This window comes from Bradyrhizobium sp. (assembly GCF_016219575.1).
Classification (GTDB): Bacteria; Pseudomonadota; Alphaproteobacteria; order Rhizobiales; family Xanthobacteraceae; genus Bradyrhizobium.
This window is the reverse complement of record NZ_JACRMG010000018.1, coordinates 52,568-77,398: the sequence shown is the minus strand read 5'-3', so window position 1 is coordinate 77,398 and position 24,831 is coordinate 52,568. Positions and strand designations below refer to the sequence as shown.

Annotated in this window: 22 protein-coding genes; 11 read left to right on the top strand and 11 right to left on the bottom strand. The window is 65.7% G+C overall.

Going from position 1 to position 24,831, the window contains the following annotated elements:
* Window positions 1-6: 6 nt before the first annotated feature.
* Window positions 7-1,947, bottom strand: coding sequence for an AsmA family protein (locus HZB49_RS15890; protein WP_291612952.1), 1,941 nt, complete (start codon window positions 1,945-1,947; stop codon window positions 7-9).
* A gap of 306 nt (window positions 1,948-2,253) precedes the next feature.
* Here HZB49_RS15890 and HZB49_RS15885 point away from each other — a divergent pair, with 306 nt between their 5' ends.
* From HZB49_RS15885 to HZB49_RS15875, 3 genes are read left to right on the top strand one after another with little or no spacing between them, the layout of a single operon-like run.
* Entirely contained in the window at window positions 2,254-2,961 is a 708-nt protein-coding gene (locus tag HZB49_RS15885; protein ID WP_291612951.1) for a CoA transferase subunit A, read from the top strand.
* Between the two features lie 15 nt (window positions 2,962-2,976).
* Window positions 2,977-3,627, top strand: coding sequence for a 3-oxoacid CoA-transferase subunit B (locus tag HZB49_RS15880; protein ID WP_291612949.1), 651 nt, complete (start codon window positions 2,977-2,979; stop codon window positions 3,625-3,627).
* Between the two features lie 20 nt (window positions 3,628-3,647).
* A complete protein-coding gene (locus tag HZB49_RS15875) occupies window positions 3,648-4,271 on the top strand; it encodes a GNAT family N-acetyltransferase (RefSeq protein WP_291612947.1) in 624 nt (207 codons plus the stop codon).
* 9 nt (window positions 4,272-4,280) lie between these two features.
* Here the strand turns inward: HZB49_RS15875 and HZB49_RS15870 are convergent, their stop codons facing one another.
* The gene (locus HZB49_RS15870; RefSeq protein WP_291612945.1) at window positions 4,281-5,939 is read right to left on the bottom strand and encodes an iron ABC transporter permease; all 1,659 of its coding nucleotides are present in this window, start codon (window positions 5,937-5,939) and stop codon (window positions 4,281-4,283) included.
* A 94-nt stretch (window positions 5,940-6,033) separates the two neighbouring features.
* Entirely contained in the window at window positions 6,034-7,065 is a 1,032-nt protein-coding gene (locus HZB49_RS15865) for a Fe(3+) ABC transporter substrate-binding protein (protein WP_291612944.1), read from the bottom strand.
* A gap of 288 nt (window positions 7,066-7,353) precedes the next feature.
* Here HZB49_RS15865 and HZB49_RS15860 point away from each other — a divergent pair, with 288 nt between their 5' ends.
* Complete coding sequence (locus HZB49_RS15860) at window positions 7,354-7,839, top strand: cyclic nucleotide-binding domain-containing protein (protein WP_291612943.1); 486 nt, start codon at window positions 7,354-7,356, stop codon at window positions 7,837-7,839.
* Here HZB49_RS15860 and HZB49_RS15855 read toward each other — a convergent pair.
* The 5 genes from HZB49_RS15855 to HZB49_RS15835 all read right to left on the bottom strand — a co-directional run bounded on the left by HZB49_RS15855 (window position 7,778) and on the right by HZB49_RS15835 (window position 11,514).
* Complete coding sequence (locus tag HZB49_RS15855) at window positions 7,778-8,605, bottom strand: metallophosphoesterase (RefSeq protein WP_291612942.1); 828 nt, start codon at window positions 8,603-8,605, stop codon at window positions 7,778-7,780. The two genes, HZB49_RS15860 and HZB49_RS15855, sit on opposite strands and share 62 nt — an antisense overlap.
* A 124-nt stretch (window positions 8,606-8,729) precedes the next feature.
* Window positions 8,730-9,605 carry an SUMF1/EgtB/PvdO family nonheme iron enzyme gene (locus HZB49_RS15850; protein WP_291612940.1) on the bottom strand — a complete coding sequence of 292 codons (876 nt, stop codon included), beginning with the start codon at window positions 9,603-9,605 and terminating at the stop codon, window positions 8,730-8,732.
* Window positions 9,606-9,676: 71 nt separating this feature from the next.
* The gene (gene nirK, locus HZB49_RS15845; RefSeq protein ID WP_291612938.1) at window positions 9,677-10,780 is read right to left on the bottom strand and encodes a copper-containing nitrite reductase; all 1,104 of its coding nucleotides are present in this window, start codon (window positions 10,778-10,780) and stop codon (window positions 9,677-9,679) included.
* 114 nt (window positions 10,781-10,894) lie between these two features.
* On the bottom strand, window positions 10,895-11,293 hold the full coding sequence (locus HZB49_RS15840; protein WP_291612936.1) for a hypothetical protein: 399 nt from the start codon (window positions 11,291-11,293) through the stop codon (window positions 10,895-10,897).
* A gap of 56 nt (window positions 11,294-11,349) precedes the next feature.
* Window positions 11,350-11,514: a hypothetical protein gene (locus tag HZB49_RS15835; RefSeq protein WP_291612935.1), complete on the bottom strand. Its 165-nt coding sequence runs from the start codon at window positions 11,512-11,514 to the stop codon at window positions 11,350-11,352.
* 210 nt (window positions 11,515-11,724) lie between these two features.
* Here HZB49_RS15835 and hemN point away from each other — a divergent pair, with 210 nt between their 5' ends.
* Window positions 11,725-13,077, top strand: coding sequence for an oxygen-independent coproporphyrinogen III oxidase (hemN, locus tag HZB49_RS15830; protein ID WP_291612933.1), 1,353 nt, complete (start codon window positions 11,725-11,727; stop codon window positions 13,075-13,077).
* Window positions 13,078-13,080: 3 nt separating this feature from the next.
* Here the strand turns inward: hemN and HZB49_RS15825 are convergent, their stop codons facing one another.
* Window positions 13,081-13,785 carry a Crp/Fnr family transcriptional regulator gene (locus HZB49_RS15825; RefSeq protein ID WP_291612930.1) on the bottom strand — a complete coding sequence of 235 codons (705 nt, stop codon included), beginning with the start codon at window positions 13,783-13,785 and terminating at the stop codon, window positions 13,081-13,083.
* A 263-nt stretch (window positions 13,786-14,048) separates the two neighbouring features.
* Here HZB49_RS15825 and HZB49_RS15820 point away from each other — a divergent pair, with 263 nt between their 5' ends.
* Window positions 14,049-15,233, top strand: a complete 1,185-nt coding sequence (locus HZB49_RS15820; protein WP_291613051.1) for an NnrS family protein — start codon at window positions 14,049-14,051, stop codon at window positions 15,231-15,233.
* 4 nt (window positions 15,234-15,237) lie between these two features.
* On the opposite strand, the gene HZB49_RS15815 is transcribed toward HZB49_RS15820, so the two are convergent.
* A complete protein-coding gene (locus tag HZB49_RS15815) occupies window positions 15,238-18,516 on the bottom strand; it encodes a PAS-domain containing protein (protein WP_291612928.1) in 3,279 nt (1,092 codons plus the stop codon).
* 275 nt (window positions 18,517-18,791) lie between these two features.
* Between HZB49_RS15815 and HZB49_RS15810 the strand changes: the two genes are divergently transcribed.
* From HZB49_RS15810 to HZB49_RS15790, 5 genes are all read left to right on the top strand, one after another.
* Window positions 18,792-19,418, top strand: coding sequence for a response regulator transcription factor (locus tag HZB49_RS15810; protein ID WP_291612926.1), 627 nt, complete (start codon window positions 18,792-18,794; stop codon window positions 19,416-19,418).
* Between the two features lie 152 nt (window positions 19,419-19,570).
* Window positions 19,571-20,647, top strand: a complete 1,077-nt coding sequence (locus tag HZB49_RS15805; protein ID WP_291612924.1) for a GGDEF domain-containing protein — start codon at window positions 19,571-19,573, stop codon at window positions 20,645-20,647.
* A gap of 32 nt (window positions 20,648-20,679) precedes the next feature.
* Window positions 20,680-20,916: a hypothetical protein gene (locus HZB49_RS15800; protein ID WP_291612922.1), complete on the top strand. Its 237-nt coding sequence runs from the start codon at window positions 20,680-20,682 to the stop codon at window positions 20,914-20,916.
* Between the two features lie 44 nt (window positions 20,917-20,960).
* Window positions 20,961-21,308, top strand: coding sequence for a PilZ domain-containing protein (locus HZB49_RS15795; protein WP_291612921.1), 348 nt, complete (start codon window positions 20,961-20,963; stop codon window positions 21,306-21,308).
* 50 nt (window positions 21,309-21,358) lie between these two features.
* Entirely contained in the window at window positions 21,359-21,601 is a 243-nt protein-coding gene (locus tag HZB49_RS15790; protein WP_291612919.1) for a PilZ domain-containing protein, read from the top strand.
* A gap of 140 nt (window positions 21,602-21,741) precedes the next feature.
* Here the strand turns inward: HZB49_RS15790 and HZB49_RS15785 are convergent, their stop codons facing one another.
* The gene (locus tag HZB49_RS15785) at window positions 21,742-24,732 is read right to left on the bottom strand and encodes a PAS domain-containing protein (RefSeq protein WP_291612917.1); all 2,991 of its coding nucleotides are present in this window, start codon (window positions 24,730-24,732) and stop codon (window positions 21,742-21,744) included.
* Window positions 24,733-24,831 lie beyond the last annotated feature (99 nt).

The following is a 24,831-nucleotide window of genomic DNA, read 5'->3' as shown; positions in this document are numbered from 1 at the left end:
AGCCGGCTAGTTCGGCTTGGTTGCCTCGGCTGCGGCCGGGGCGGGCGCGGCATCCGGCGCGGGGCGGCGCAGGCCGCCGCCGGTGAAGCGCTCGATCACCGACTTGACGGCGTCGCGCGTCTTCTTGTCCTTGACCGCGTCGAGCAGCGGCTCGGTCGCGGGCGAGCGGCGGATCAGGCTTTCCGGATCGGGGAAGATCAGGGGATCGTCCCACGGCCCCTGCACGACGAAGGGCAGCTCGAAGCCGGGGCTGCCGCTGGTCGAGGAGATCAGGCTGGCGACGCCCTTGAGATCGTATTCGCGCGCCGGCACCGACGCCGTTCCCGTCAGGGTCAGGCGCGAGGTCGGGCTCTCGACGCGGACGTCCTCGGCGGTCGCGATGCCGTCGGCGAATTTCACCGAGACGTTGATGTTGTCGTAGGGCGTCGAGCCCTGCCGGAAATTGCCGGCGCCGGACAGCGGCCGGCGCTCCAGCCGCTTCAGGAGCTGCTCGACATTGAAGCCCGAGATCGCGCCGTCATGGCCGGTGAGCGTCGCCGTGCCGTCGAGCGAGGAGGCGAGCCCGAACGGGCTCGAGCCGGAGGCGACCAGCGAGACGTTGAGGTTGCCGCGGCCGGAGAGCTTGTTGACGCCGAACAGTTCGGCGGCGGCGGCCTGCAGGTCGACATCGGTGAGCTGGAATTGGGCGCGAACGTCGGCGACCGTGTCGGAACGCGCGATGCCCAGCGAGCCCCTGGCGACGCCGCCATACATCTGCGCCTCGCCGACGCTGAGCGCCAGCGCGCCATTGCGCAAATTCGCGCCGAACGCCGTGCGGCCGAGCTTGGTCGGGCCTACCGTCACCCTGGCGGCCGACAGGCGCATATCGAGATCGGTCGCCGACAGCGCGTTGAGGTCGAACAATTGCCGGTTCCAGTCGCGCGCGCCGGAAGCGAGCAGGCGGACGGTGGAGATGTAGGGCGTGAAGTCGAGGTTGCCCGCGGCAAGCGTCGCCTGGATGGTCTGGCGGCCGTTAATGGCGAAGGTCATGACGCCCTCGGCGACATTGCCGTCGAGTTCGACATTGACATTGGTGAGCGCCACCGAACCGCCAACGACATTGGCGCGCGCCTTCAGCGCGAAGCGGCCGAAGCCGCCGCCGGCCGGCGGCTGCTGCCCGGTCCAGCGCAGCGCGTTGCGCAGCGACAGCGAGTCGACCGTCATCGTGCCTTCCATCATCAGGCTGGTGCGGTTGGCGACCGTGCCGTCGAAGGCGAGCTTCAGCGGCGCCGAGGCGAGGCGCGCCTTCAGCCCCGATCGCTCGCCCGACAGCAGGGCGACGAAATCGCTGGCGCTGACCGAGCCGTCGATGCGTTCGCCGCGCCAGTCGAACTGCCCGGTCGCGGCAAAGGAGCGCGAGATCGATGGCCAGGCCAGCGAGAGATCGATGTCGGCGAGCTTTTCGGCGACGTGGTTGGTCGCGTCCTCGTAGTTCAGCACGCCGTCCTGGATGCGGATCTCCGAGAAGGAGACCTGGTTCTCCGCGCCCGGTTTCATCGTCGTGACGATCCGGTCGACGAACGGCGTCCAGTTGCTCTCGCCATTGCCGTCGCGCACCACGCGGATGACGGGGCGCAGCAACATCAGGTCGGCGATTTCGAACCGCCGCAGCAACAGCGGCAGCAGCTGCAGATTGGCGGTCAGCACGTCGACATTCAGCGCGGGGTCGGCGGTCCGCCCGCCCTTCAGGCCGACGTCATGGAAGGACACGTAGCTTGCGGGAAACACCGAAATGTCGATCGTTCCCTTGACGACGAGATCGAGCCCCGTGACGGCGCGGATTTGCGCCTCGACCGCCTGCCGCAGCGCGTCGCGGTTGAGGAACCACGACATCGCCATCAGGCACAGCACGGCCACGCCGAAGAATGCCGCAACCGGCATCCCCAGGCGCTTCATTCCTTGGGCCATCGTCAATGCCATGATCCAGCTAGGTGTCTTGATGGTGTTTGAGGAAACAGGAGGCGGCATGCCACATGGAGCCGGGCCTCCCCGCCCGAGCCAACCCCCGCAACTTGATGGGTTTTCTTGTCTCTTTCAAGGCCGTACTGACGCGGAAACGGGCATATGCCCGTCATTGACGCGCTGCGAAGAATTCGCCTAATAAAAGCCCGAACAAGCAGGCCGAGCGCATGATCTGCAAAAGGGGCCCCGGTTTTCCCGGGTGATCATGCGCCACCTAGAAGACTCTGCGCCTCCCTCCATCAGGTAATTCGCATGAACAAGGTCTATCCCGACGCCAAATCGGCTCTCGACGGCATTCTCAAGGACGGCATGATGATCATGTCCGGCGGTTTCGGCCTGTGCGGCATCCCCGAAACCCTGTCGGACGCGATCCGCGATTCCGGGGTCAAGGGCCTCACCTTCATCTCGAACAATGCCGGCGTTGACGGTATCGGGTTGAGCCGGCTGCTCGAGACGCGTCAGATCAGGAAGATGATTTCGTCCTATGTCGGCGAGAACAAGCTGTTCGCGCAGCAATACCTCGCCGGCGAACTCGAGCTCGAATTCAATCCGCAGGGAACCCTGGCCGAGCGCATTCGCGCCGGCGGCGCCGGCATCCCGGCCTTCTACACCAAGACCGGCGTCGGCACGCTGATCGCCGAAGGCAAGGAAGTGAAGGAATTCGACGGTGAGAAATACGTGATGGAGCGCGGCCTGTTTGCCGACCTTGCCATCGTGCATGCCTGGAAGGGCGACACCGCCGGGAACCTGATCTACCGCAAGACTGCTCGCAACTTCAATCCGATGATGGCGACGGCCGCGAAGATCACCGTGGCCGAAGTCGAGCATCTCGTGCCGGCCGGCGAGCTCAACCCGGACCACATCCATACCCCCGGCATCTTCGTCAAACGCATCGTCGAAGTCGGCACCGCGAAGAAGCACATCGAATTCCGCAACACCCGTCCGCGCCCCGCCGCGTAATCAGGAGAACTGCAAATGGCCTGGACCCGTGAACAGATGGCTGCGCGCGCCGCAAAGGAATTGCGCGACGGCTATTACGTCAACCTCGGCATCGGCATTCCGACGCTGGTCTCGAACTACATCCCCAACGGCATCGACGTGAACCTGCAGAGCGAGAACGGCATGCTTGGCATGGGCCCGTTCCCCTATGAGGACGAGGTCGACGCCGATCTCATCAACGCCGGCAAGCAGACGGTGAGCGAGCTGCCTTCCACCAGCTATTTCTCCTCGGCGGATTCTTTTGCCATGGTGCGCGGCGGCCATATCGACCTGTCGATCCTTGGCGCGATGCAGGTGGCGCAGAACGGCGACCTCGCCAACTGGATGATCCCCGGCAAGATGGTCAAGGGCATGGGCGGCGCCATGGACCTCGTCGCCGGCGTCAAGCGCGTCGTCGTCGTGATGGAGCACTCCGCCAAGGACGGCCCGAAACTCCTGAAGAAATGCAATTTGCCGCTCACCGGCGAGCGGGTGGTTGACATGGTCGTCACCGATCTCGCGGTGTTCACCATCGACAAGCACGGCAAGGACGGCATGGCGCTGATCGAGCTTGCCGACGGCGTCACCCTCGACGAGGTCAAGGCCAACACCGAGGCCGAATTCCGCGTCGCGTTGAAGAACGCGTAAGGTTCGCGATGGGGCGGTCGTTGCCGACGATCCGCCCCGCGCTGCCCGGCGACGCCGCTTTCATCGCCCGCAACATCCTGTCCTCGCAGCGCGGCCCGCTGCCGCGCGGCTGGTTCGACATCGCGCTCGGCTGGGACGAGCCGCGATGCCTGGCCTTCGTCGAACGGATCGCCACCGCGCAAACGCAGTCGTGGTGGCACGTCTCTCGGTTCATCATTGCCGAAGTCGAAGGCGAGGCGGCTGCCTCGTTGTGCGCCTTGCCGGCAGCTGGGACGGGACCTGGCGCGCGGGCGGCGATCGAGGAGATTGCCGGCGTAGCGGAGGCGCCCGCCATCTTCCGCCGCGGCGCCTACACGCGAAACTGCTGGGTACAGGGCGGCGAGGGCGAGTGGCTGATCGAGCATGTCGCCACGCTGCCGCAATATCGCGGGCGCGGGCTGGTGCAGGCATTGATCGCTCACGCACTGGCGGCCGGCAAGGCCGCCGAAATCCGGCAGGCCTCGATTTCGTTCTTGATCGGCAATGAGGCAGCCGAACGATCTTACGCCAGGGCCGGCTTTGCCTTCGCCGAAGAGAAGTGCGATCCGGCCTTCGAGGCCATCGCGGGCGCGCCGGGCTTCCGCCGCTTCACGCGCGCGATCTAGCCGCCGATCTCACGCCGGCCCGCTCGGCATGTCCGAGAAACGCGTCAGCCACGCCACCGGGCCGATGCTGGCGGCGACGATCAGAAGGGCGGCGAGTGCGCCATCCTCGAAACTGCCGCGGCTGGCGTACTGGTAGATCGAGGTGGCCAGCGTTTCCACGTTCAGCGGCCGCAGCAGCAGCGTCGCCGGCAATTCCTTCAGGCAATCCACGAACACCACGATGACGGCGCCGAGCATCGCGGGGCGCAGCAGCGGCAGATGGATCAGCCGCATCGTGGTGCCCTGGCTGGCGCCGGCAGCGCGCGCGCTGTCGTCATAGTCGCGCGGAATCCGCTCGAACCCCGCCTTGAGGAAGCCGGTCGGCACCGCGAGGAAGCGGATCACATAGGCGATGACCACGGCGGCACCCGAGCCGATGATGATCAGTCCCGGCAGCGAACGTCCGAACCATCCGGCGAGCGTATTCAGCGCGTTGTCGATGGTGAGCAGCGGCGCGAGCAGGCCGAGCGCCAGCACCAGCCCCGGCAGGGTGTAGCCGGTTTGCGCGATGTTCATCGCCGCAAAGCGCAGGGCGGTCGGCCGCCAGCGCCAGGCGAGAATGGTCGCAAAGCCGAGCAGCAGCGCGGCCAGCGTGGCAAGCGATGCGAACGCGACCGAGTTGAAGGCATCGCGCCACAAGGCCGTGTCGAAATTGGCGAGCAGCCCGCGCTTGAAGCTCTGATGCGCGAGATAGGACAGCGGCACGAGAAATCCGAGGACGACGGGCAGCAGGCATGCCGCCAGCGCGCAGATACCCTCGAACCCCGCGAGTTGGGTCCGCGGCGTCAGCCGCGGGCTCTCGGCGGAAAACTCCGTCGTCACGTTGCGCCGTCCGTAGCGCTCGATCGCGATGAGTCCGGCCACGATCGCCAGCATCAGGCACGAGATCTGGGCGGCGCCGGCGAGGCTCCCGCGGTTCAGCCAGGTGGTGAACACCGACACTGTGAGCGTGCGGATGCCGAGATACTCGCTGGCGCCGATGTCGTTGAGGGTCTCCAGCGACACCAGCGCGACGCCCACCGCCAGCGCCGGCCGCGCCATCGGCATCGAGACGCGCCAGAAAATGGTCCAGCGGCCGGCGCCGAGCGTCCTGGCGGCCTCGGCAAACTCCGCGCTCTGGAGCTGGAACATCGGGCGCGCCGAAAGGTAGACATAGGGGTAGAGCACCAGCGCGATCACGATGATTGCGCCGGGTAGCGAGCGCAGGTTCGGAAGCAGGCGCACCGTCTCCGCCAGCGGCAGCCAGGCCCCGAGCGCGTGGTGGACGAGGCCCAGCGGCTCGAACAAATCGACATAGACGTAAGCTGCGAGATAGGTGGGGATCGCGAGCGGCAGCGGCACCAGCCAGAGCAGCACCGCCCGGCCGCGGAAGTCATACAGCGAAACCAGCCATGCCGTCCCGGTGCCGATCGCGAGCGACAGCCCGGCGACGCCGCCGAGCAGCAGCCCGGTGTCGAGCAGGCTCCTCGGCAGCACGTATTCGATCAGCGGCTGCCAGACGTCGGGCGCGGGCTGCATCGCCAGCGCGATGATCGAGATCACGGGAGCCGCCACCAGCATGGCGGTCCCGACCGCGATGGCCGCCGCCAGCCGCCCGGTCTGCGCGGTTCGGATCACGCCGGCGCGCATCGGCAGTTCACCGAAAACCCATGCAGCATTATGCCCTCTCCCGGGGAGGAGAGGGCATAGTGGCCGGATTGCTCTTGCGACGCGTTGCGATCGATCAATTATCGAACCCGACCTTGTCCACCAGCGTGGCGGCCGCCTTGCGGCTCGCAACGATCTTTGCGACCGGCGTCGGATCGGCGACGAGCCTGCCATAGCCCGCAATCGTCGGATTGACGGGGACGCCGGCGCGGATCGGATATTCGTAGTTGGAATCGGCGTAGATCTGCTGCGCCCTTTCGCCGACCAGCCACTCGATCAGCTTCATGGCGTTGGCCTTGTTCGGCGCATGCCTGGCCAGCAGCACGCCGGAGAGATTGACGTGGGTGCCGCCGCCCTCGAAGGTCGGCAGGATCACGCGGGTCGCTTCCGCCCACGGCTTCTTCTCCGGGTCGTTGTTCATCATCAGCGCCCAGTAATAGGTATTGCCGATGCCGATGTCGCACTTGCCGGCCGCGACGTCGCGCGCCGCCTCGCGGTCGCCGCCGGAGGGCTTTTGCGCCAGATTGGCTTTCAGGCCCTTCAACCATTCCTCGGCCTTGGCCTCGCCGTACCTTGCCACATAGGCCGCAAACAGCCCGTTATTGTAGATGTGCTGGCCGGAGCGGATGCAGATCTTGCCCTTCCACTTGGGGTCGGCGAGTTCCTCGTAGGTGATCCTGTCCTGCTTGACGCGCTCCTTCGAGGCATAGACCACGCGTGCGCGCATGGAGATGCCGGCCCACTGGCCGTCCGGATCGCGGAACTGCGGCGGCACGATCTCGTCGATCGCCACTGACTTGATCGGTTGGGTGACGCCGGCCTGCACGGCGTCGTCGAGGCGGCCGAGATCGACGGTGAGCAGCACGTCGGCCGGGCTGTTGGCGCCTTCAGCCTTGATGCGCTGCTCGAGCCCGGAGCTCGCCGAGACGATGTTGACCTTGATGCCGGTATCCCTGCTGAAGGCATCGAACAGCGGCTGGATCAGCTTGGTTTCGCGATAGGTGTAGACGTTGACTTCGCCGCTCTGGGCGCTGGCAGTCGTCGCCGCCGCGGATACGGCCAGGCAAAGCGCGGCCGCGGTGGCGGAGAGGGCGCGAAATGTCGTCATGAACGGGCTCCGGCAGGAGATGATTTTGATGTCGCTGAGTACCGCGTCGAGCGCGTTGTCGTCAGCGACGCGATGTCGCGAAATCACTGATTTAGAGAGATTCAAAGCGATGAGTTTAGAGCGATTCCAGAACATGCGAGCGCACAGGCCGCACCACGGATGGCGCTTCGCGGTCGCCGTTCGGAAAACGGGGCAGGCTGGTCGATGCCGGTTATTTCAGCAGACCGGCCACAATATGCGTTCGACCGGTGCTATCCTCCCGCCTAGTCTGGTGCAGGGTGGTGAGGCATGCGCGATATCCTGGAATACTGCATAGGCGGGGCGAAGCGGAGCGTGGCCGTCGGCACCGAGGTTCTCCATGAGGGTGGCCGCACCGGTCATCTCTACGTCCTGATCGAGGGGCGGCTCGAGGTGATCAAGGGCGAGGCGGTGGTGGCTGTCATCATCGAGCCCGGCGCGGTGCTCGGCGAAATGAGCGTCCTGCTCGACACGCCGCACACCGCGACCGTGCGCGCGGCGCAGGATTCGACGATCTACGAGATCGACGATGCGGCGGCGTTCCTGCGCAAGCAGCCGGCGGCGGCCATCCTGATCGCGCGTATGCTGGCGCAGCGGCTCAACGTCGCCAACACCTATCTCGCCGACCTGAAGCGGCAATATGCCGGCCATGGCACGCACCTCGCCATGGTGGGCGACTTGCTGCAAAGCATGATCAACCTGCCGCCGTCGGAGGTTTCGCCAGGATCGGATCGGCAATCTGATCCAAGGATATGAGCCAGGGCGGCGGCTGCACGATCGGCAGCGCGGGACGCTTTAGCGGCGCCGTGAGGTCAATGTATCGCGCATCGCCCGCGGGCAGCCAGAACGCCTTGGCCTCGTCGATGTCGAGCACGATATAGACCGGCGGCCGGCCGGGCTGCAGGCCGCTATTGAACACCCAGGTATCGCCAAGCCTGTCGTACCACGAGCCGTCGGTGATGAAGGGCGATTGATGCACGTGGCCGGAGATCACCATTTCGGGCTGGTAGTGCGTGATCCATTGCACGAGGTCGACGTCGCCGAAGAAGCGTTTGCCGCCCCAACTGGTCGGCGAATTCGCAGGCGGCGCATGATGCACCCAGATCCAGCGCTGGCCGCGCCTCGCCGAGTCCGCCCGCAATTGCTCCTCCAGCCCCTGCTTGACCGAGGGCCCGTCCCACCACGGGCATACCGTGAAGAGCGTATCGCCGATTTCGATTCTGTCGCCGTCGCAGGCGATTCCGAGTTCTCGCACGTCGCCGATCCAGCGCGCGATCTTCTCGCCTTCCGCGCTGCGCTCGTCGAGATCGTGATTGCCGGAGCAGAGGATCACCTTGGTGATCCCTGACAGCAGCGAAAGATACTTCTTCACCACCACGATCTGGGCGCGGAAATCCACGAACGAGCCGACGTCGAGCGCGTCGCCGGCAAAGATCACGAGATCGAACTGAGGCGCAGCCGCAAGCAGCCAGTCAAACTGCGGCAGGGAATAGTGCAGGTCGGCAACAACCAGACAGCGCATCGAATGCTCAAAAAATAGCCGCGCAGGGGCGCATACACGCCACATGCATACAAGAAACGTACCGGAAATGGGGATTTCAGCGCGGCCTATTTTCGCAGGCCGCGTGGCAGGGGCACGGAAGTGGCTAGCCGCGGGCGATATGCAGCGCCTTGGCGACGGCCGAGACCCAGGACTGCGGCTCCCGCACCAGGCGGAAGCCGAGATTGTCCGGCGGCACGCCGGCCGCGCAGCCGCCGGCGCGGGCGTCGCGAATGAAATCGGTCACATAGGAGCGGTGCTGGCCCTGGACGACGCGGACGCCGCAATTCGACCTCGCCGATACCGTCTCCCCGGCATCGTCGAGCCGGTGACGGGTGAAGCAGGTCGAGGTCCATTCCCAGACATTGCCGGCGAGGTCGGCGAGCCCGTTCTCGTTGATGCCGAAGCTGCCGAAGGCGCGTACGTCGCCGCCGCCGGGCTTGCGCTCGGACTCGCGCTCGTAGCGCGCAATCCAGCGCTTTGACGGATCGTCATTGTCGACCGGCAGGCCGTCATCGCTGAACCTGCTGCCCGCCGCGAATGCCCACTCCTCGTCGGTCGGCAGGCGGTAATGCTCGCCGGTCTTGCGCGAGAGCCAGCCGGCATAGGCGTTGGCATCGTGCCAGCTCACCTGCACCGCGGGGCGATCGGGGGCGATGACGACGCCGCGATCGAGCGAGCGGCAGGCACCGGCATCGACGCAGGCCTGATAGTCGGCCGAGCTGACCTGATGTTTCATGATGGCAAGCGGCTCTTGGAACGTGATGTGCCGCAATGGCGCCGCCGCCTGCCTGCCATTGCGCGTGAAGTCGCCGGCAACGCGGTAGGACACGTTGCCGGCGCGCACCTCCACGATCGCCTGTCCGGTGCCGTCAGCGCCGCCGCGAATTCCGGCATCGGACAGGAGGGGTGCAACCGCAAGCGGGCCGGCAAGTCCGGCGACGCAGGCGAGAGCAAGCTTGAGTTTGAACGCGATCAGCATGGCGGTGCATTCGAGGATTGCGAGAGGGCGCCGGCGCGCGGCGCCCTCGTCAGGAGGTCTTCAGTTCGTCTCTAGTTGGTCTTGGCCGGCGGAATTTCCGACGGCGCCTTCACCTGGGTCATCAGATCGTCGTTCCACTTGCCTTCCACCTTGAAGTGGGCGGTGGCGCCGAGCTCGACGGCCTCGATCAGATTGTGCGTCACATAGGCGTAGATGCCGGGCTGCAGGAACTTGTAGGTTGCAGCACCCGCCGAGCCGCCTCGGATGAACCAGGTTTCCAGCCCCGTTTCCGGCGCATTGGAGAATTTTCCGGTCTCCCAGACATGGTCGCCATGGCCGCCGATCAGGTGCGGACGGCTGTCGCGGTTGGCCTGCGAGTGCACGATCAGCACGGTCTCGCCGACCTTGGAGGTCAACGCGCTCTTGCCGGTCAGCGCGCCCGCCTTGCCGTTGAACACGACGTGGGTCGGCGTCAGCTTCTTCATCACCTCGACGGTGTCGTTGTAGGATTCGCCGGGCGAGTCGTAGGCCTTGAAGTTGCCCTTCTCGTCGCGCGGCACATACAGGTCGAACTCGCCGATGTAATAAGCGCGGTCATACTTGACCGGCTTGCCCTTGCCGTCGGTCAGCCCTTCGCGCGGCAGCACCATCACGGCGCCGGCCATGCCGGACACCACGTGCCAGGGGATCATCGGGCCGCCCGGGGCGCAGTGATAGACGAAGGTGCCGGTGCGCGTCGCCTTCCAGCGCAGCGTCACCTGTTCGCCGGGATTGACCAGAGTGAGCTCGGCGCCGCCGAGCGCGCCGGTCGCGGAGTGGAAATCGACGTTGTGCGGCATCGAGTTGGAGGCCGGGTTGACCAGCGTCACTTCGACGTAGTCGCCCTCGTGCACGACCATCAGCGGACCCGGCATCGAGCCATTGAAAGTCATGGCCTGGAAGGTGGTGCCTTTCTCGTCGATGACGACCTTCTTCTCCTCGACCGTGAGCGTGAACTCGATGATCTTCGGACCTTGCTTCGTCGCCTGCTCGTGCGCGTGCACGAAGGGCGGCGCGACCAGTTCGACTTTCTGGCGCGGCAGCTTGAGGTCGTCGGCGGCTTTGGCGGGTGCGGACACAGCCAGCATCAGGGCTGCAGCGGCTGCGCTCAATAATGCGGCTCTGCGGGTCAACATTGCAATTGCTCCTTGCGTTCGATTGCAGGAGCACTTTGCTGATTTCGTCGTCGAATTATTTGCGCTGAAACAACTTGCGAGTGATCTGCAACTACTTAGGGAATCCTACTTAGGTCAGCGCAGTAGAATCGGTGACTCGATGTTAACCGTGTCGGTCGCCGAGATGGTGATGCCGAGCGCGAGTGACCAGCGTCCCGCCTTCGGCGCCGACATCCGCACCATCCAGCGGTCGTCGCCGATTCGCGTCGCGCTGACGGTGACGGGCGCGACGCCGTTCTCGGAGTTGCCCAGCGTGACCGAGACGGCATCGGCCGCGAGCGGCGCTTCGTTAGCATCCTCGAGCTGGATTTCGATTTCGACGGGACCGGCGCGGCCGGGCGACACCGTCACATTGGCCATCGCCTTCTCGGTATGAAGATGGGTGAAGAAGCTGTCGTCTTCCGAACGCGCAGGCAGCGTCGACAGCGCGAGCGCGAGGGCAGCCGCGGTCAATCCGCGCATCATGAGGTTCATGGCCGGTTGTTCCCAGTGTTCGGGGTTTTCGCGGCGGCGTTGCCGCGGGTCGGGTCTCAAGCGAGCCGGGCGGCAAGCCAGATCGCGCTTGCCAGCGACAGTGACAGCAGCACGACGCCGGCGGCGAAGCTCGCCCAGGCCCGGGTCGTGGGCCCGCTGCCGTCGACCGGTTTGGTCCGGATCGGATGAAAGTCGTGGCAGGGCGGAATTTGGCAGCACATTGCCGATTCTGACGGGTTATCGGGTGGCTCCTTATCGCCCGGAGCCCGTCCGGCCGCCTTGCGCTCGCGCAAGATTTTGCGGCCGGCCCCCGGGTTCCCGTGGCCGAGTTTGAGCGAGCGCAAGTCGGCCCTGCCGGTCCCTTGTATGAAATGGGGTCATCCGGGCGCCGGTCAGGTTCCCGTTTCAATCCAGCCGGGAATTCCGAGGCGATGAGGCCAGATCTTGCGGTTTGCTACGGGCAGGAGCGCCTGCCGCGCTACACCAGCTATCCCACAGCACCCCATTTCTCCCCGGCGATCGGGCCCGGCACCTATGCCGAATGGCTGAAGGCGATCCCGCGCCAGGCCAGCGCCTCGCTCTATCTCCATGTGCCGTTCTGCCGGTCGATGTGCTGGTATTGCGGTTGCCACACCACGGTGGCGCGGCGCGACCAGCCGATCGCGGTCTATGAAAGCGCACTGCGCTGCGAGATCGACCAGGTGGTTCGCCACATCGACCGCCGCATCAGGGTCGAGCACATCCATTTCGGCGGCGGCACGCCTACCATCATGGCGCCGGAATCCTTCACCGACCTGATGGGATTGATCCGGCATTGCTTCTTCGTGGCGCCTTCCGCCGAGGTCGCCATCGAGATCGACCCGCGCACGCTGACGGCGCCGATGATCGAGGCGCTGGCGCTCGGCGGCGTCAACCGCGCCAGCCTCGGCGTGCAGAGTTTCGACCCGAAAGTGCAGCGCGCCATCAATCGCATGCAGAGCTTCGAGCAAACGGAAGCCGCAACCACCGGCCTGCGCCGCGCCGGCATCGCCGGCATCAATTTCGACCTGATCTACGGCCTGCCGCACCAGACGGTGGCCTCGTGTCTGGACACCGTCGCGCGCTCCATCGAGCTGCGCCCGGACCGCTTCTCGGTGTTCGGCTACGCGCACGTGCCGTCCTTCAAGAAGCACCAGCAGAAGATCAGGGAAGAATGGCTGCCGGACAGCCTCGTACGGCATGAGCAGTCCAGCGCGATCGCGCAGGCCCTGCGCGACGCCGGCTATGTGCAGATCGGGCTCGATCATTTCGCGCTGCCTGAGGATTCGATGGCGCGCGCGCTCAAGGCCGGCACGTTGCGGCGGAATTTCCAGGGCTACACCACCGACCAGAGCGGCATCCTGCTCGGATTCGGCGCCAGCGCAATCGGCCGCCTGCCGCAGGGGTTTGTGCAGAACGAGGTCGCCATCCCTGCCTATGCGCAGGCCGTGGCGCAGGGCCGGCTTGCCACCGCGCGCGGCTATGCGCTGACCGACGACGACCGCCTGCGCGCCGAGATCATCGAACGCATCATGTGCGACTTTGCCGTCGACCTCGATCCGATCTGTGCGCGGCACGGTTCTGCGGCGGACGCCGTGCTGCAATCCGCGCCGCGGCTGCGCGATCTCGTCTCCGACGGCATTGTCGAGCTCGAAGGCTCGTCGCTGGCGGTGCCCGCCGATTCGCGCTTCCTGGTGCGCAGCGTGGCTGCCGCCTTCGACGCCCATCTCGACCAGTCGCAGCGGCTGCACAGCCGCGCCGTGTGAAACTCACGCCTCGTCGGGTTTCTGCTCGGCGAGCGCGTAGATTTTCTGGGGCTCGCACAGCACGATGCGCTGCCGACCGCTTTCGATCAGGCCGGCCTGTTCCCAGCCCGAGAGAATGCGGCTGACGGTGTGCAGCGTGGTTCCCGTCATCTGTGCGATGTCCTGGCGGCTGATCGGAAAGTCGATCTCGACGCCGCGCTCGACCTGGCGGCCGCTTTGCCTGGCCAGCCGCACCAGCGTGTGCGCGACGCGCTGCTCGACCTGCTCGGTCGACATCTCCACCACGCGGGTGAACGATTCCTGGAGTCGGCTGCCGACCGCCTGCAGCGTGTTGGTGGCCAGCGCCGGAAATTTCGCCACCAGCCGCGGCCACGCCGCCGACGGCCAGGCAAGCACCACGCTGTCGTCGGCTGCAGTTGCCGTGGCCGGGTATTGCCGCAGTCCCATGGCGGGGGCGACGCCGAAAACCTCGCCGGGCGAGACGTAGCGCATCACGACCTGCTCGCCGGTCGGCGTGGTCTTGCTGGCGCGCACATGGCCGTTCAGCAGCAGGAAGAAGGAATGCGCATCCTCGCCTTGCGAGAAGACCTCGCTGTTCCTTGTGAACCGCGCCGAGCGGGCTTCGCGCAGGATTTCGCCGAGTTCCTCGCTGGACAAGCCCGCAAACATGGGCAGATCGGCCACCAGCGAAGGGTCGACCGTGGCCATATATCCTCCTGCCAGAGCGCAAGTTTTTACGGAGTCTAGAGTGCGATGCCGCTCGATCAAGCGGAAGTTTGCGCTGGCTCAACCCATGGCACGTCGGCCGCGCCTAGACAATTGCCGAGAATGCCTCGCAGAGGCAGGAATCGCCGGAGATCGAACATGCGCAAGGAGATGTCGCTGGCCGCATTCGCGCTGCACAGGCTTTCGCAACAGGCTGCGTCCAGATGAGCGCGGCGACGGCAGCGGATCCGCATGCGCCTGGCGGCATGTCCCGCTCGCGCGCCTATCAGGGCCTGCCGCTGTTCGCCAACGGTTTCCGGGCGTTCTTCCTGCTGGGGTCGATCCAGGCGGGGCTTTCGATCCTTGTCTGGCTTCCTCTGTTCTACGGCGAGCTCACGCTTTCTTCCGCATTCGCGCCGCGCGACTGGCACGTGCACGAGATGCTCTACGGCTACCTGCCGGCCGTCATCACCGGTTTCCTGTTCACGGCTATCCCGAACTGGACCGGGCGGCTTCCGATACGCGGTGCGCCGCTGGCGGCACTCGTCGTGTTGTGGATCGCAGGACGCCTCGCGGTGACCTTCTCTGCCGCGACCGGCTGGTGGGTCGCGATGCTCATCGATGCGGGTTTCCTGCTGCTGATCGCCGCTGCGGCCGGGCGCGAAATCGCGGCCGGGCGCAACTGGCGCAACCTCAAGGTCGTGGCCCTGGTTGCGCTGCTGTTTGCGGGCAACGTCGCCTTTCACCTCGAGGCGCATTTTCACGGGGCCTCCCTCTACGGCATCCGCATCGGCATTGCCGTCGTCGTGATGCTGCTCTCCCTGATCGGCGGCCGCATCATTCCAAGCTTCACCCACAACTGGATGGTGCGGGAAAATCCCGGCCGGCTGCCGGTGTCGTTCAACCGCTTCGACATGATCGTGGTCGCCATCGGCGCACTGGCGCTGGCGATCTGGATCGCTTCGCCGGATGGTCGCATCGCGGGTACCGTGCTCGGCATTGCCGGGCTGATGCATCTGGTCCGGCTGTCGCGCTGGGCCGGCGATCGCACGCTGCGGGAGCGGCTCCTGACCATCCTGCATGTCGGCTATTTCTTCATCCCGCTCGGCTTCCTGCTCAATGCGGCAAGCGCCTTCGGCCTCATCGAGGACAGCGCGGGCATCCACGCCTGGATGGCGGGCGCCGCCGGTATCATGACGCTCGCGGTGATGACCCGCGCCACGCTCGGCCATACCGGCAATGCGCTGACGGCTACGGTGGCGACACAGGCAATCTATGCGGCCATCATCGTTGCGGCAGTGGCGCGGACTTGTGCCGTGATCCACTCCGCGCAAAGCGGCGTGCTGTTGCACGTTGCGGCAACGGCCTGGGTGATCGCATTCTTGGGCTTCGCGCTGGCCTATGGGCCGCTATTGCTCGGCCTCCGCGATCCGCTGCGGCGCGCCGGATAGCTGCTCAGGCGTTCGCCTGTTCTTCCCTGGCGGAAGCTTCATCGCTCACGAGCTCGTCGAGCAGACCCAGCGCCGCGTCACGCGCACGGCGGCAGCACCCGAGTGCCTGCGCAAAGGCGTCGTGCTCGAGTGGCGCAGCTTCCAGGGCGCGGCAGGCATCGGCAAGTTCGAGGAAGCCGAGCAGCCCGGCAGATCCTCCAAGCGTGTGGGCCTCGCGGCGGATGGCATCGCGCGCCGTCGGCGTATCGGGCGGGGCGTCGAAACGCTCACGCGCATCGGCCGCGAACAATCGCAGCAGCCTGGAGGCGTTTTCGTTGCCGATCGCCGTTCGCAGATGTGTCAGAACGGCTTCATCGAGAATCGCCGCTTCGGTACCAGCCTTTGGTTCGGCACCGGCTTCAACCGTTGTCTGCGGCGCGATCGCCTCGCCGCGCCTCTCCTCGAGGACAAGGCGTTCGATGGCCGCAAGAAGCGCGGGCCAGTCCACCGGCTTCGGCACATGGACATTCATCCCCGCCTCCCGGCATCGCCCGGCTTCGCCCGCTAGCGCGTTTGCCGTCAGGCCGATGATGGGCAATCGCGGCCGGTTCGCCGTCGCCGCGCGGATCGTCCGCGCCGCGGTGTAGCCGTCCATGTCGGGCATCTGCACGTCCATGAGGACGGCATCGAATTGGTTGCGGATCGCAACCCGCACAGCTTCGGCGCCGTCGTTGACGGTCACCACTTGATGCCCGGCCTGTTCGAGCATGGCCTTGATCAGCTCGCGGTTGAGCGGATTGTCCTCGGCGAGAAGCAACCGGCACGGAGTCCCGTAGCTGGAAACCGGCGCGGCGCCATCCCGGCGCGCCTCGCTCGCAGCCGGAAGCTCGATTGTGAACGAAAAGGCCGACCCGCGTCCCGGCGCGCTCTGCACCTCGATCGTGCCGCCCATCAGCGTGACCAGCTCCTTGGAGATGGCAAGGCCGAGGCCGCTGCCGCCAAAGCGCCGCGTCGTCGACCGGTCCGCCTGCACGAAGCGCTGGAAAAGGTTTGGCAAGTCGCGCGGACTTATCCCGATGCCGGTGTCGGTGACGGTGAAACGGACGGCGTCCGGCTTGTCGCCGCACTCCACGGTAAGCCGCACGGTGCCGGACGGCGTGAATTTCACCGCATTGCCGACCAGGTTCAGCAACACCTGTCTCAGGCGCACGGCATCGCCCAGCACGCTGTCGCGCACATCAGGCGCGATGCTCGCACCGAATTCGATTCCCTTACGCCGGGCCTGATCGCGAACCAGTTCGATGCAGCCGTCGGTCAGCTCCTTCAGCGACAGCGCGGCCTTCTCGATCCTGAGCTGCCCGGCCTCGATCTTGGAGAAGTCGAGGATGTCGCTGATGACGCCGAGCAATCCCTTGCCGGCGGTGCGCTGCATTTCCATGAACTGGCGCTGCCGCTCGGGCGACACCGGGCCCTTCAGCAGCATGTCGGACACGCCGATGATGGCCGTGAGCGGCGTCCTCAGTTCATGGCTCATATTGGCGAGAAACTCGGCCGTCGCGCGTGCCGCGGCCTCGGCGCGGTCCTTCTCCCGGCGCAATGCCACTTCAGCCGCCCGGCGAGCCGTCACGTCGCTATAAGTCCGGACAAATCCACCGTCCTCCGTCGGAACGGTGCGGATCTCGAGAACGGTGCCGTTGGGCCGCTCCCGCTCGTAGATGTCGTGCCGGCGCTCGTCGATGTCCTTGACGACCTGCGCATACATCTCGTCGGAGGCGAACTCGCCCATGCTGCGTTGATACTCCAGTATCACGCGCTTGTGCGGCCGGGTTTCGGCAAATTCCCTGGGCAGGCCGAGCAGGGCGGTCGCGCGCGCATTCATCAGCACCGTTCCGCCGTCGCGGTCGACGGCAATGAGGCCCTGGTCCATGGAGTCCAGCGTCGTGCGCAGCAGGGCTTCGGCACGCTTGTGCTCGGTGATGTCCTGATGGGTCGCGATCCATCCGCCGTCCGGCATCCGGTGCCTGCGCATGGAAATCGTCCGGCCGTCCGGCAGCAAGTGAGTTTGCTCCCCTTGCGTAACGACAATCCTGGCAAGCTGGTCGACGCCAAGTTCTCCGCCCACCCCGTTCGCAACCTGCGTTTCGAGAAGTTGCCGCAACGTAACTCCCGGGGCGGCTTGCTCGGGCGTCAGTCCGTATATCTCCCGGAAACGGCCGTTGACGATCACGATCCGCTGCTCGGCATCCCACATCACGAGGCCATTGGGCATCTCGCTGAGCGCCAGGTTGAACCGCGCATTGATCTGTTCGAGTTCGTGGGACTTGATTTCCAGGGCGCTGGATTGTCCGGCAAGGACTCCGGTCTGACTTACGAGCAGCCACGTGCCGAACAATATCGCCGCGACCGTGAACGCGACCAGCGGTCCGAATAACAGGAGGTGACGATACCAGGCTTGCAGAACGACGCTGCGCCCGTAGCTCACGAGCACTACCAGCGGCAGCCCCTGTACTGTCTTGTAGCCGGCGACGCGAGGAATCGCATCGACCGCGCTCAAGGATTCGTAGGAGCCCGATTCCGATCTCGGCAGATGCTGCGCCAGAAGAGGCGCCGAGGCAAAAGACCTGCCCATCGCGCTTTCGAGCATGGGCTCCCGCGCGAGCAGCAGGCCGTCCCGGTGAATCAACAGGATTGACCCCTCGTTGCCGAGATCGATGCTGCGGTAGATCTTGATGAAGTATGATGGATCGATCGGCGCCGTAAGGATGCCGGCAAATGTGCCGTCTGCGTTGTCAAGCCGCAATGAAACGGCAGTGAGCCACTTTTCCGATGCCGCTGAACGGAAGGGAGGCGCGAGATAAAGACGACGCTCGGCACTGTCGCGATGGAAGTCGAAGTGCGGCATGCCTGAAACATTGCTGCGGGGCGGCTGGCTGCCGTAGGAGTGAGCCACCACTTCACCGGAAGCGTCTGTCCACCCGGCTGCAACGACCACGGGCGACGTTTTCACCAGCAGCTGAAGCGCTGCGTTCCTGTCCTCGGATTTGGGATACCTTCCCTCGAGGCTCTCCTTCCGGATCTTCTCGGCTTCACGCAGGGTTCGCTCGACGCCTTCAAACGTAAGCGCCGTGTGCTCGGACAGAATCTCGGCGAAGTTCCGCGCGGTTTTCATTCCCTGTGCGATTGCGGCCTGATAGCGGAACCGCAAATCGATCGAGAACAGCAGCAGAATTGATGCAGCGAAGACTATTCCGGTTGCGGCTTGCAGGCGCGCGGTCCGTTTCAGCTTTTCTCGAACTTCGTGCATGGGACCGCCGGGTAAACGATGTTCAGATCAAGCCGACCGGCAGAGGTTCAATCTCTGCATGCGCCGTGTGGCCAAGTTCAGCAGGAGGTGAATTTTGGCTTGCCTTGAGGGAATCAAGACTTGGGTGATACTAACAGAGCAGGGCTGGCGGCTGAATCCGGCGTTCAACGGGGCCCGCATCGGTATGGTCCTCGGGAGCCGGAAAAAGGCACGCGGTCGCATGCAGGAAAGCGGGTCGCGGATTATCTGACCCATCAACAGCTAGGTCGAGTAACGTGGCTGTCAAAAGAGCGAGCATCGTCCTCGCCGACGATCATCCGTTCATTCTGCTCGCGCTCAAGCAATTGATCGCAGCGGAGGCGGATCTTGAGCTGGTTGGAGAGGCCGTCACCGGCATCGACGCGCTCAGCCTTGTCAGGTCGATCACGCCTGACATCGCGGTGATCGACGTCGCCATGCCGGGCATGAGCGGTATCCTGCTGACACGAAAGATCCGCGAGGAACGGCCGACGGTGAAGGTCCTGATCCTCACCGCTCATGAGGACGAGGGGCATGTGAAGCAGGCGCTTTCTGCGGGGGCTTGCGGCTTCCTCCTCAAGCGCTCGGCCACGACGACGCTGATACCGGCGGTCCGTGCGGCGCTCGCCGGCGGCACCTTCATCGACCCGCTGCTCGCTGGCCGCAGCGCACAGGGCGCGGCCGGAGCGGTCGAACTCAGCCCGCGCGAGCGCGAGGCGCTCAGACTGACGGCGCTGGGCTATGCCACCAAGGAGATCGCCAAGTCGATGGGAATCGGCGGCAAGTCGGTCGAGACTTACCGCGGCCGGGCGCTGGAAAAGCTCGGCCTGAAATCACGGGCCGAGATCGTGAAGTTTGCCGTCTCCGAGGGATGGCTGACCTGATCGTCCGGGTCCCGTAAAATTACGGGCATCATTCCTAAACAACCGGTTATCGCGTCAGGAACTTCCGGACAACGGGAGCGGCGCGCAGTGCTGTATTCTGGGCCAAGCCTGATCGGATGCACCGGCCTTGGGCGTCAGGCGAGAGTCGCGCGATGGGATCTATCGACAGCAATGTGCCCGGGTCGGATGAATGCGAGCGTTCGCTGGCGCTGGCAGAGACGGCGCGATCGCGTCTGCGCGCGAGCGGTCTGCCGCCGACGCCGCGCAACTACGAACTCTGGTACACCTACGCCCAGCAGAGCAACCGCGCCCTCAACCGGGATATCGACGCGCTTGTTGCGGCTGGCAGCGCCCTTGCCGAGTCCGATCTGGAAACCCTCTACGAGACGCATTTCGGCGCAGGCCGCATGCTCGGAAGAATGCAGGCCATCGGCTCCGGTCTGAACGGCAGGCTCGGAGACGTGGTCGGTATCATTTCAGCGGCGCTGGGATCCACATCGGCCTATGGCGACAGCCTGGACATCGCTGCGCGGAAGCTGGCGGCGTCCGACGACCGGGCGGCGGTGTTGGCCGCCGTGAAAGCCCTTGCTGCGGCCACGCTCGAGATGCGCGAGCAAGGTCTCGGCCTGAAGGCCCGCCTCGAAGGTGCGACCCGCGAGATCGCCGAGCTCCAGCAGGGCTTGCAGGCGATCCGGATCGAGAGCCGGCGGGATTCCCTGACGGAATTGGGCAATCGCAAGCACTTTGACGAGACGTTGATCGAAGCAGTGCAGGCGGCCAGGGATCTGGGCGAACCGCTCTCGCTGCTGATGATCGACATCGACCATTTCAAATCCTTCAACGACACCTACGGACACGCGACGGGAGACCAGGTGTTGCGGCTGGTCGCCATGTCGCTCAGGCAGAACCTGAAAGGGCAGGACGTGGCGGCCCGCTTTGGCGGCGAGGAATTCGCAATCCTCCTTCCGAACACCGCGCTCGATGCGGCCCTCACCGTCGCCGATCAGCTTCGCCGTACCGTCATGGCGCGGGAACTGAAGAAGAAGTCCACCGGCGAAATGATCGGCAGGATCACGATCTCGGTCGGCGTTGCCTCGCTGCTCGCCTACGACACCCGGGAAACTCTCCTCGAACGCGCCGACACCTATCTCTATGCGGCCAAGCGCAGCGGCCGCAACCGCGTGGTGGGCGCCGAACAATTTCGCGATTATGCCGCGAAAGTGGCTTGAAAACGCAATCTGGCAAGTAAAGGAAAATCAGGATGTCGCTCTACTTCTTCCGGGTCAGCCACGACAGGTTTTCCGGTGTCGCGGAATGTCCGTTCGATGCGCTCGATCGCGACGCGGCCTGGGACGAGATGGCGAAGGCCTCCAGCAATCTGGTCGCCGGTATTTGCCGCAAGCTGAAGCCGCAATCCGATTGGCGGATGGAACTGCTCGACGAGTCCGGCAAGCCCAGGTTCCGGATCAGCCTCGTCGCCGAGGCACTGGATCATTGAGGTCGAGCACGCCCGAAGCGTCCGCTGATTGAAATGAGCGGCGCATGGATACGACTGTAAATCGCCGCAAGATTCATCGGGTGGTCTTTTCGCACGGCATCGACGTCCAGATATTTTCCATCGACGGGACATGGCGCCGCCCCTGCGCGATGCTGGACGTCTCGGAATCCGGCGTCAGGCTCGCGTTCAAATCCTCGCTGGCCGGGCTGAACATCAAGGAATTCTTCCTGGTGTTGTCGTCCACGGGCGTGGCGTTCCGGCGCTGCGAGCTGTCGTGGATCAACGGCGAGCAGATCGGCGCCAGCTTCCTGAGGGGCGGGAGAACGGCGAGGCAAAGGCGGCCGGCAGGAGCAGCGGGGCTGGAACTGGGCGCTGAAGCCGCCGAAGCGTGATTGCGCAGGATCAAACCGGGAGCGGTATCCGGGATTAGGATACCGATGCCATGAACGAGGAAAAGCGCACCACACCCCGGCAGCGAGTCCTGAAGGCCGCGACGATCGAATTTGGCGGCGGCGCGATCGACTGCGCCATCCGGAACTGGTCGGCGACCGGCGCCGCGCTTGACGTCACCAGCCCGGTCGGCATCCCCGCACATTTCACGCTGTTCGTGCCGGCAGACGGGCGGCACTGGCCGTGCCGGGTGGTGTGGCGCAAGGAGAAGCGGATCGGCGTCGTCTTCGAATAGCGGTGTTACGGCAACTTCCCGCCGCCGGAATGAGAGCTCCGTCTCTACGATGTCATTCCGGGGCGCGCGAAGCGCGAACCCGGAATCTCGGGGTTCGGGGTTCGGCTCTGCGAGCCGCCCCGGAACGACGACGCCACTTCCTACACCCGCGCCACCGTGCGGGAAAACACCACCTCGACCAGCGTGCCGGTATGCGGGCCGGGCCTGATGTGGAATTGCGCGCGGTTGGCTTCCACCAGCGCTTTCGTCAGCGACAGGCTGACGGCCGAGGCATCGGCGGCCTGGTCCGACGGTCCGCGCGCGCGGAACGGCTCCAGCGCTGCTGCAACCTCGTTGTCGTTCATCGCCTGGCCGGTATCGCGCACCCGTAGCACCACGTCGCCGAAATCAGACAGCGCGGTCGAAACGATGACCTGGCCGCCGGCCTTGGCCAGATGAATCGACGTGCCGATCAGGTTCATCGCGATCTGGCGCAGTGCGCGCGCGTCGGCCACGACCGGCGGCAGCGTATGCGCCAGCGAGGTGCGGATGATGATGCGCTCGCGGTTGGCCTGCGGCTGCATCACGGCGACGCAGTTCTCCACCAGCTCGTTGAGGTTCTGGCTGGCGAAGGAGAGGTCGATCTTGCCGGTCTCGATCCGCGTCAGGTCGAGCAGATCGTCGATCACGGAGATCACCCGCTGGCCGGAGGCGCGGATGTCCTTCATGTATTCGAGGTAGCGCTCGTTGCCGAGCGAGCCGAAGCGCTCGCCGATCATCACCTCGGCAAAGCCGATGATGGCGTTGAGCGGCGCGCGCAGCTCGTGGCTGATCCGCGCCAGCATGTCGGACTTGGCGTTGGCGGCGCGTTCGCTGAGCCGTTGCGCCTGCTGCAGCTGGCTCTCGCTCTTGCGGCTCTGCGAGAGGTCGCGGAACACGGCGAAGAAATTCGGCCCGTCGGCGCGGGTGCGGCCGATGGTGATCGACAGCGGGATAAAGCCGCCCTGGCGCACGCGCCCGAGCGTCTCGCGGCCGTGGTCGAGCAGGCTGGCGCTGCCGGCGGACTTCACGCCGGCAAAATACTCGAACACGCCGTGCTGGCTTTCCGGGGCAAAGAGATCGGCGAGATTGCGCTGGACGAATTCTTCGCCGTCATAGCCGAACAGCGCCTCCGCGCTGCGGTTGCAGGCGGTAACGTTGCCCTCTTCGTCGAACATCACGATGCCCTCGGCCGTGGTGTCGAGAATGGCGCCGAGCTCTTCGGCATCGGCTTCGCCGGCCGCGGTCGGCAGCGCCTGCTGAACGGGCTCCGGCGCGATGGCGGGCGCAGGTACGGGGGCGGCATCGACCGGCCCTTCCGAGCAGATCAACGCCAGTGCGGCTTCATCGTCCCACGAAATCGTGTGCAGCCGCGCCGCGGTCGTGGCCGGCTCGCTCTCTTCTCCGCCGGCATGACTTGCCGAAATCGTCACGGGCGTGCCGGCTTCCGACGTACTGCTCGAGACCGAGACGCCGGGTTCGACATAGAGCGCGTCGAGACCTCCGGCATCTTCCAGCGCGTGCAGGCTGGAATAGCCGATGCGCCTGAGGAATGCAGGGTTGGCATAGAGCAGGCGGTCGAGCCGGTAGATCAGTACGCCTGCGGGGAGCAGATCGAGCAGCGCCTTGTCGCGCCTGGCCAGCCCGCGGGCCGGCGGCTCCGGCGGCGCCAGCCAATCGGGGCGGTCGCTTGCAGCAGGCGGGGCAATGGCGGCTTCCGGCTCGACGACGATTTCGGCTGCTTCGGCTTCCGCCGGTGCGCCCGCTTCGCCGGCCTCGCCATTGTCTAGACGCGCCGACAACTGGCGGGCGAGCTCGTCGAAGGCGCTGTTCTCCACCGGCGTCAGTATGGGCGGCTTGGCGTCGCCGACCGGGCGGAAGGGCAGCACGTTGGCCGACACCTCCGTCAGCGCCTCCCTCGGCAGCTCTGTCGACATCAGGGGTTCTTGCGTGTCCACGGGATGATCCAGGTCGGTTGAAGGCAAATTCTCCAAGACAACGGCTTCGGCAATTTCCTCCGCTGGCGCCGAATCGGCGACCGCCTCGGGTTCTACATTACCGGAGGAAGGAGGCTGCGGGTTGGACGGGGAAACGGAGATTCCGTGTCGCCGCAGCAATTCCAGCCGCAACAGGCCGGCAAGGTCGCGGCAGATGCCAAAGCCCCGGTAACCGTCGAAGCGCTGCTCGCTGTCGAGCGCCGGCGCGCCGGAGAGTTCGACGGGGAGGTAGCCGCCATCGACGGGCCAGTGCAAGCTGATGCCGCTGAATGCCTCATGCGAGCCCAGTGCCTTCCGCATCCGGGCGTCGCCATCGAGGCCGAGCGCGGCCGCGATCTCGCGCCACGGCCGGCCGACGAGGCTTTCCGTGAGCGGGCCGATCAGTTTCAGGAATTCATCGGTGCCGATATTGAAGCGGCCGTCGCGATCGGTCCGCCACTTGAAGCGTAGCGGATAGCGGCGATCGCCGATGGGCAGATCTTCATCGGCATCGTCGTCCGCCGGCGATGGCTCGCTCGCGGTGGCGGGCTGCAGGTCTTCCGCCGCGGCCGGCGGCTGTTCGGCCGGCGGTGGTTCGCGCCCCTCGGCGAATTCGTCGAACAGCGCGAACTCGGCAGGCGCTTCATTCGACTGCGCCGGAGTCTCATAGTCGGCCATGCGCGCCGGTGTGGGGGGCCGGCCGGCCGGTTCGCTCGTGATCTCGGGCGCCGCCGCGGCGATCGTCTCATGCGGCCGCTTCCTTCGCGCCACCCTCACTGCCGAAACGACCAGCACGCCATGGCGGCCGTCGGGAAAATCGATCCGCGAGCAGCTGCAGGTCGCAAGGCCGCCAGGCGCGGCGCCGAAGCCGCGCAGCCGCTCCATGCGCACCGTGCCGTCCGGATTGAGGTGTCGTGCGAGCTGCGCGATCTGGCGGCGGTGCGGATCGGCGGGACCGAAGATCGTTTCGGTCAGCTGCGCATCGCCGCGCGCGCCGAACGCGTCGACGCCGGCAGGATTGGCCCACAGGATTCGTGTGCCGTCGGCAGACCACAGCCAGGCGGGCAGGACGCCGTCTGCATGCGCCGCGAGTCGCGGATCGCTCGCGCCCAACGCCCTGAAATCGGCATCCTTCATTGTCCTGGCTTGACCGCGCTCGTGTGTCCTGTCGCCGCCGCGACGGTGGAAACTAACGTGGCGTTAGTATCGCCCGCGCGCAGGGGCAAGGTCCACGCT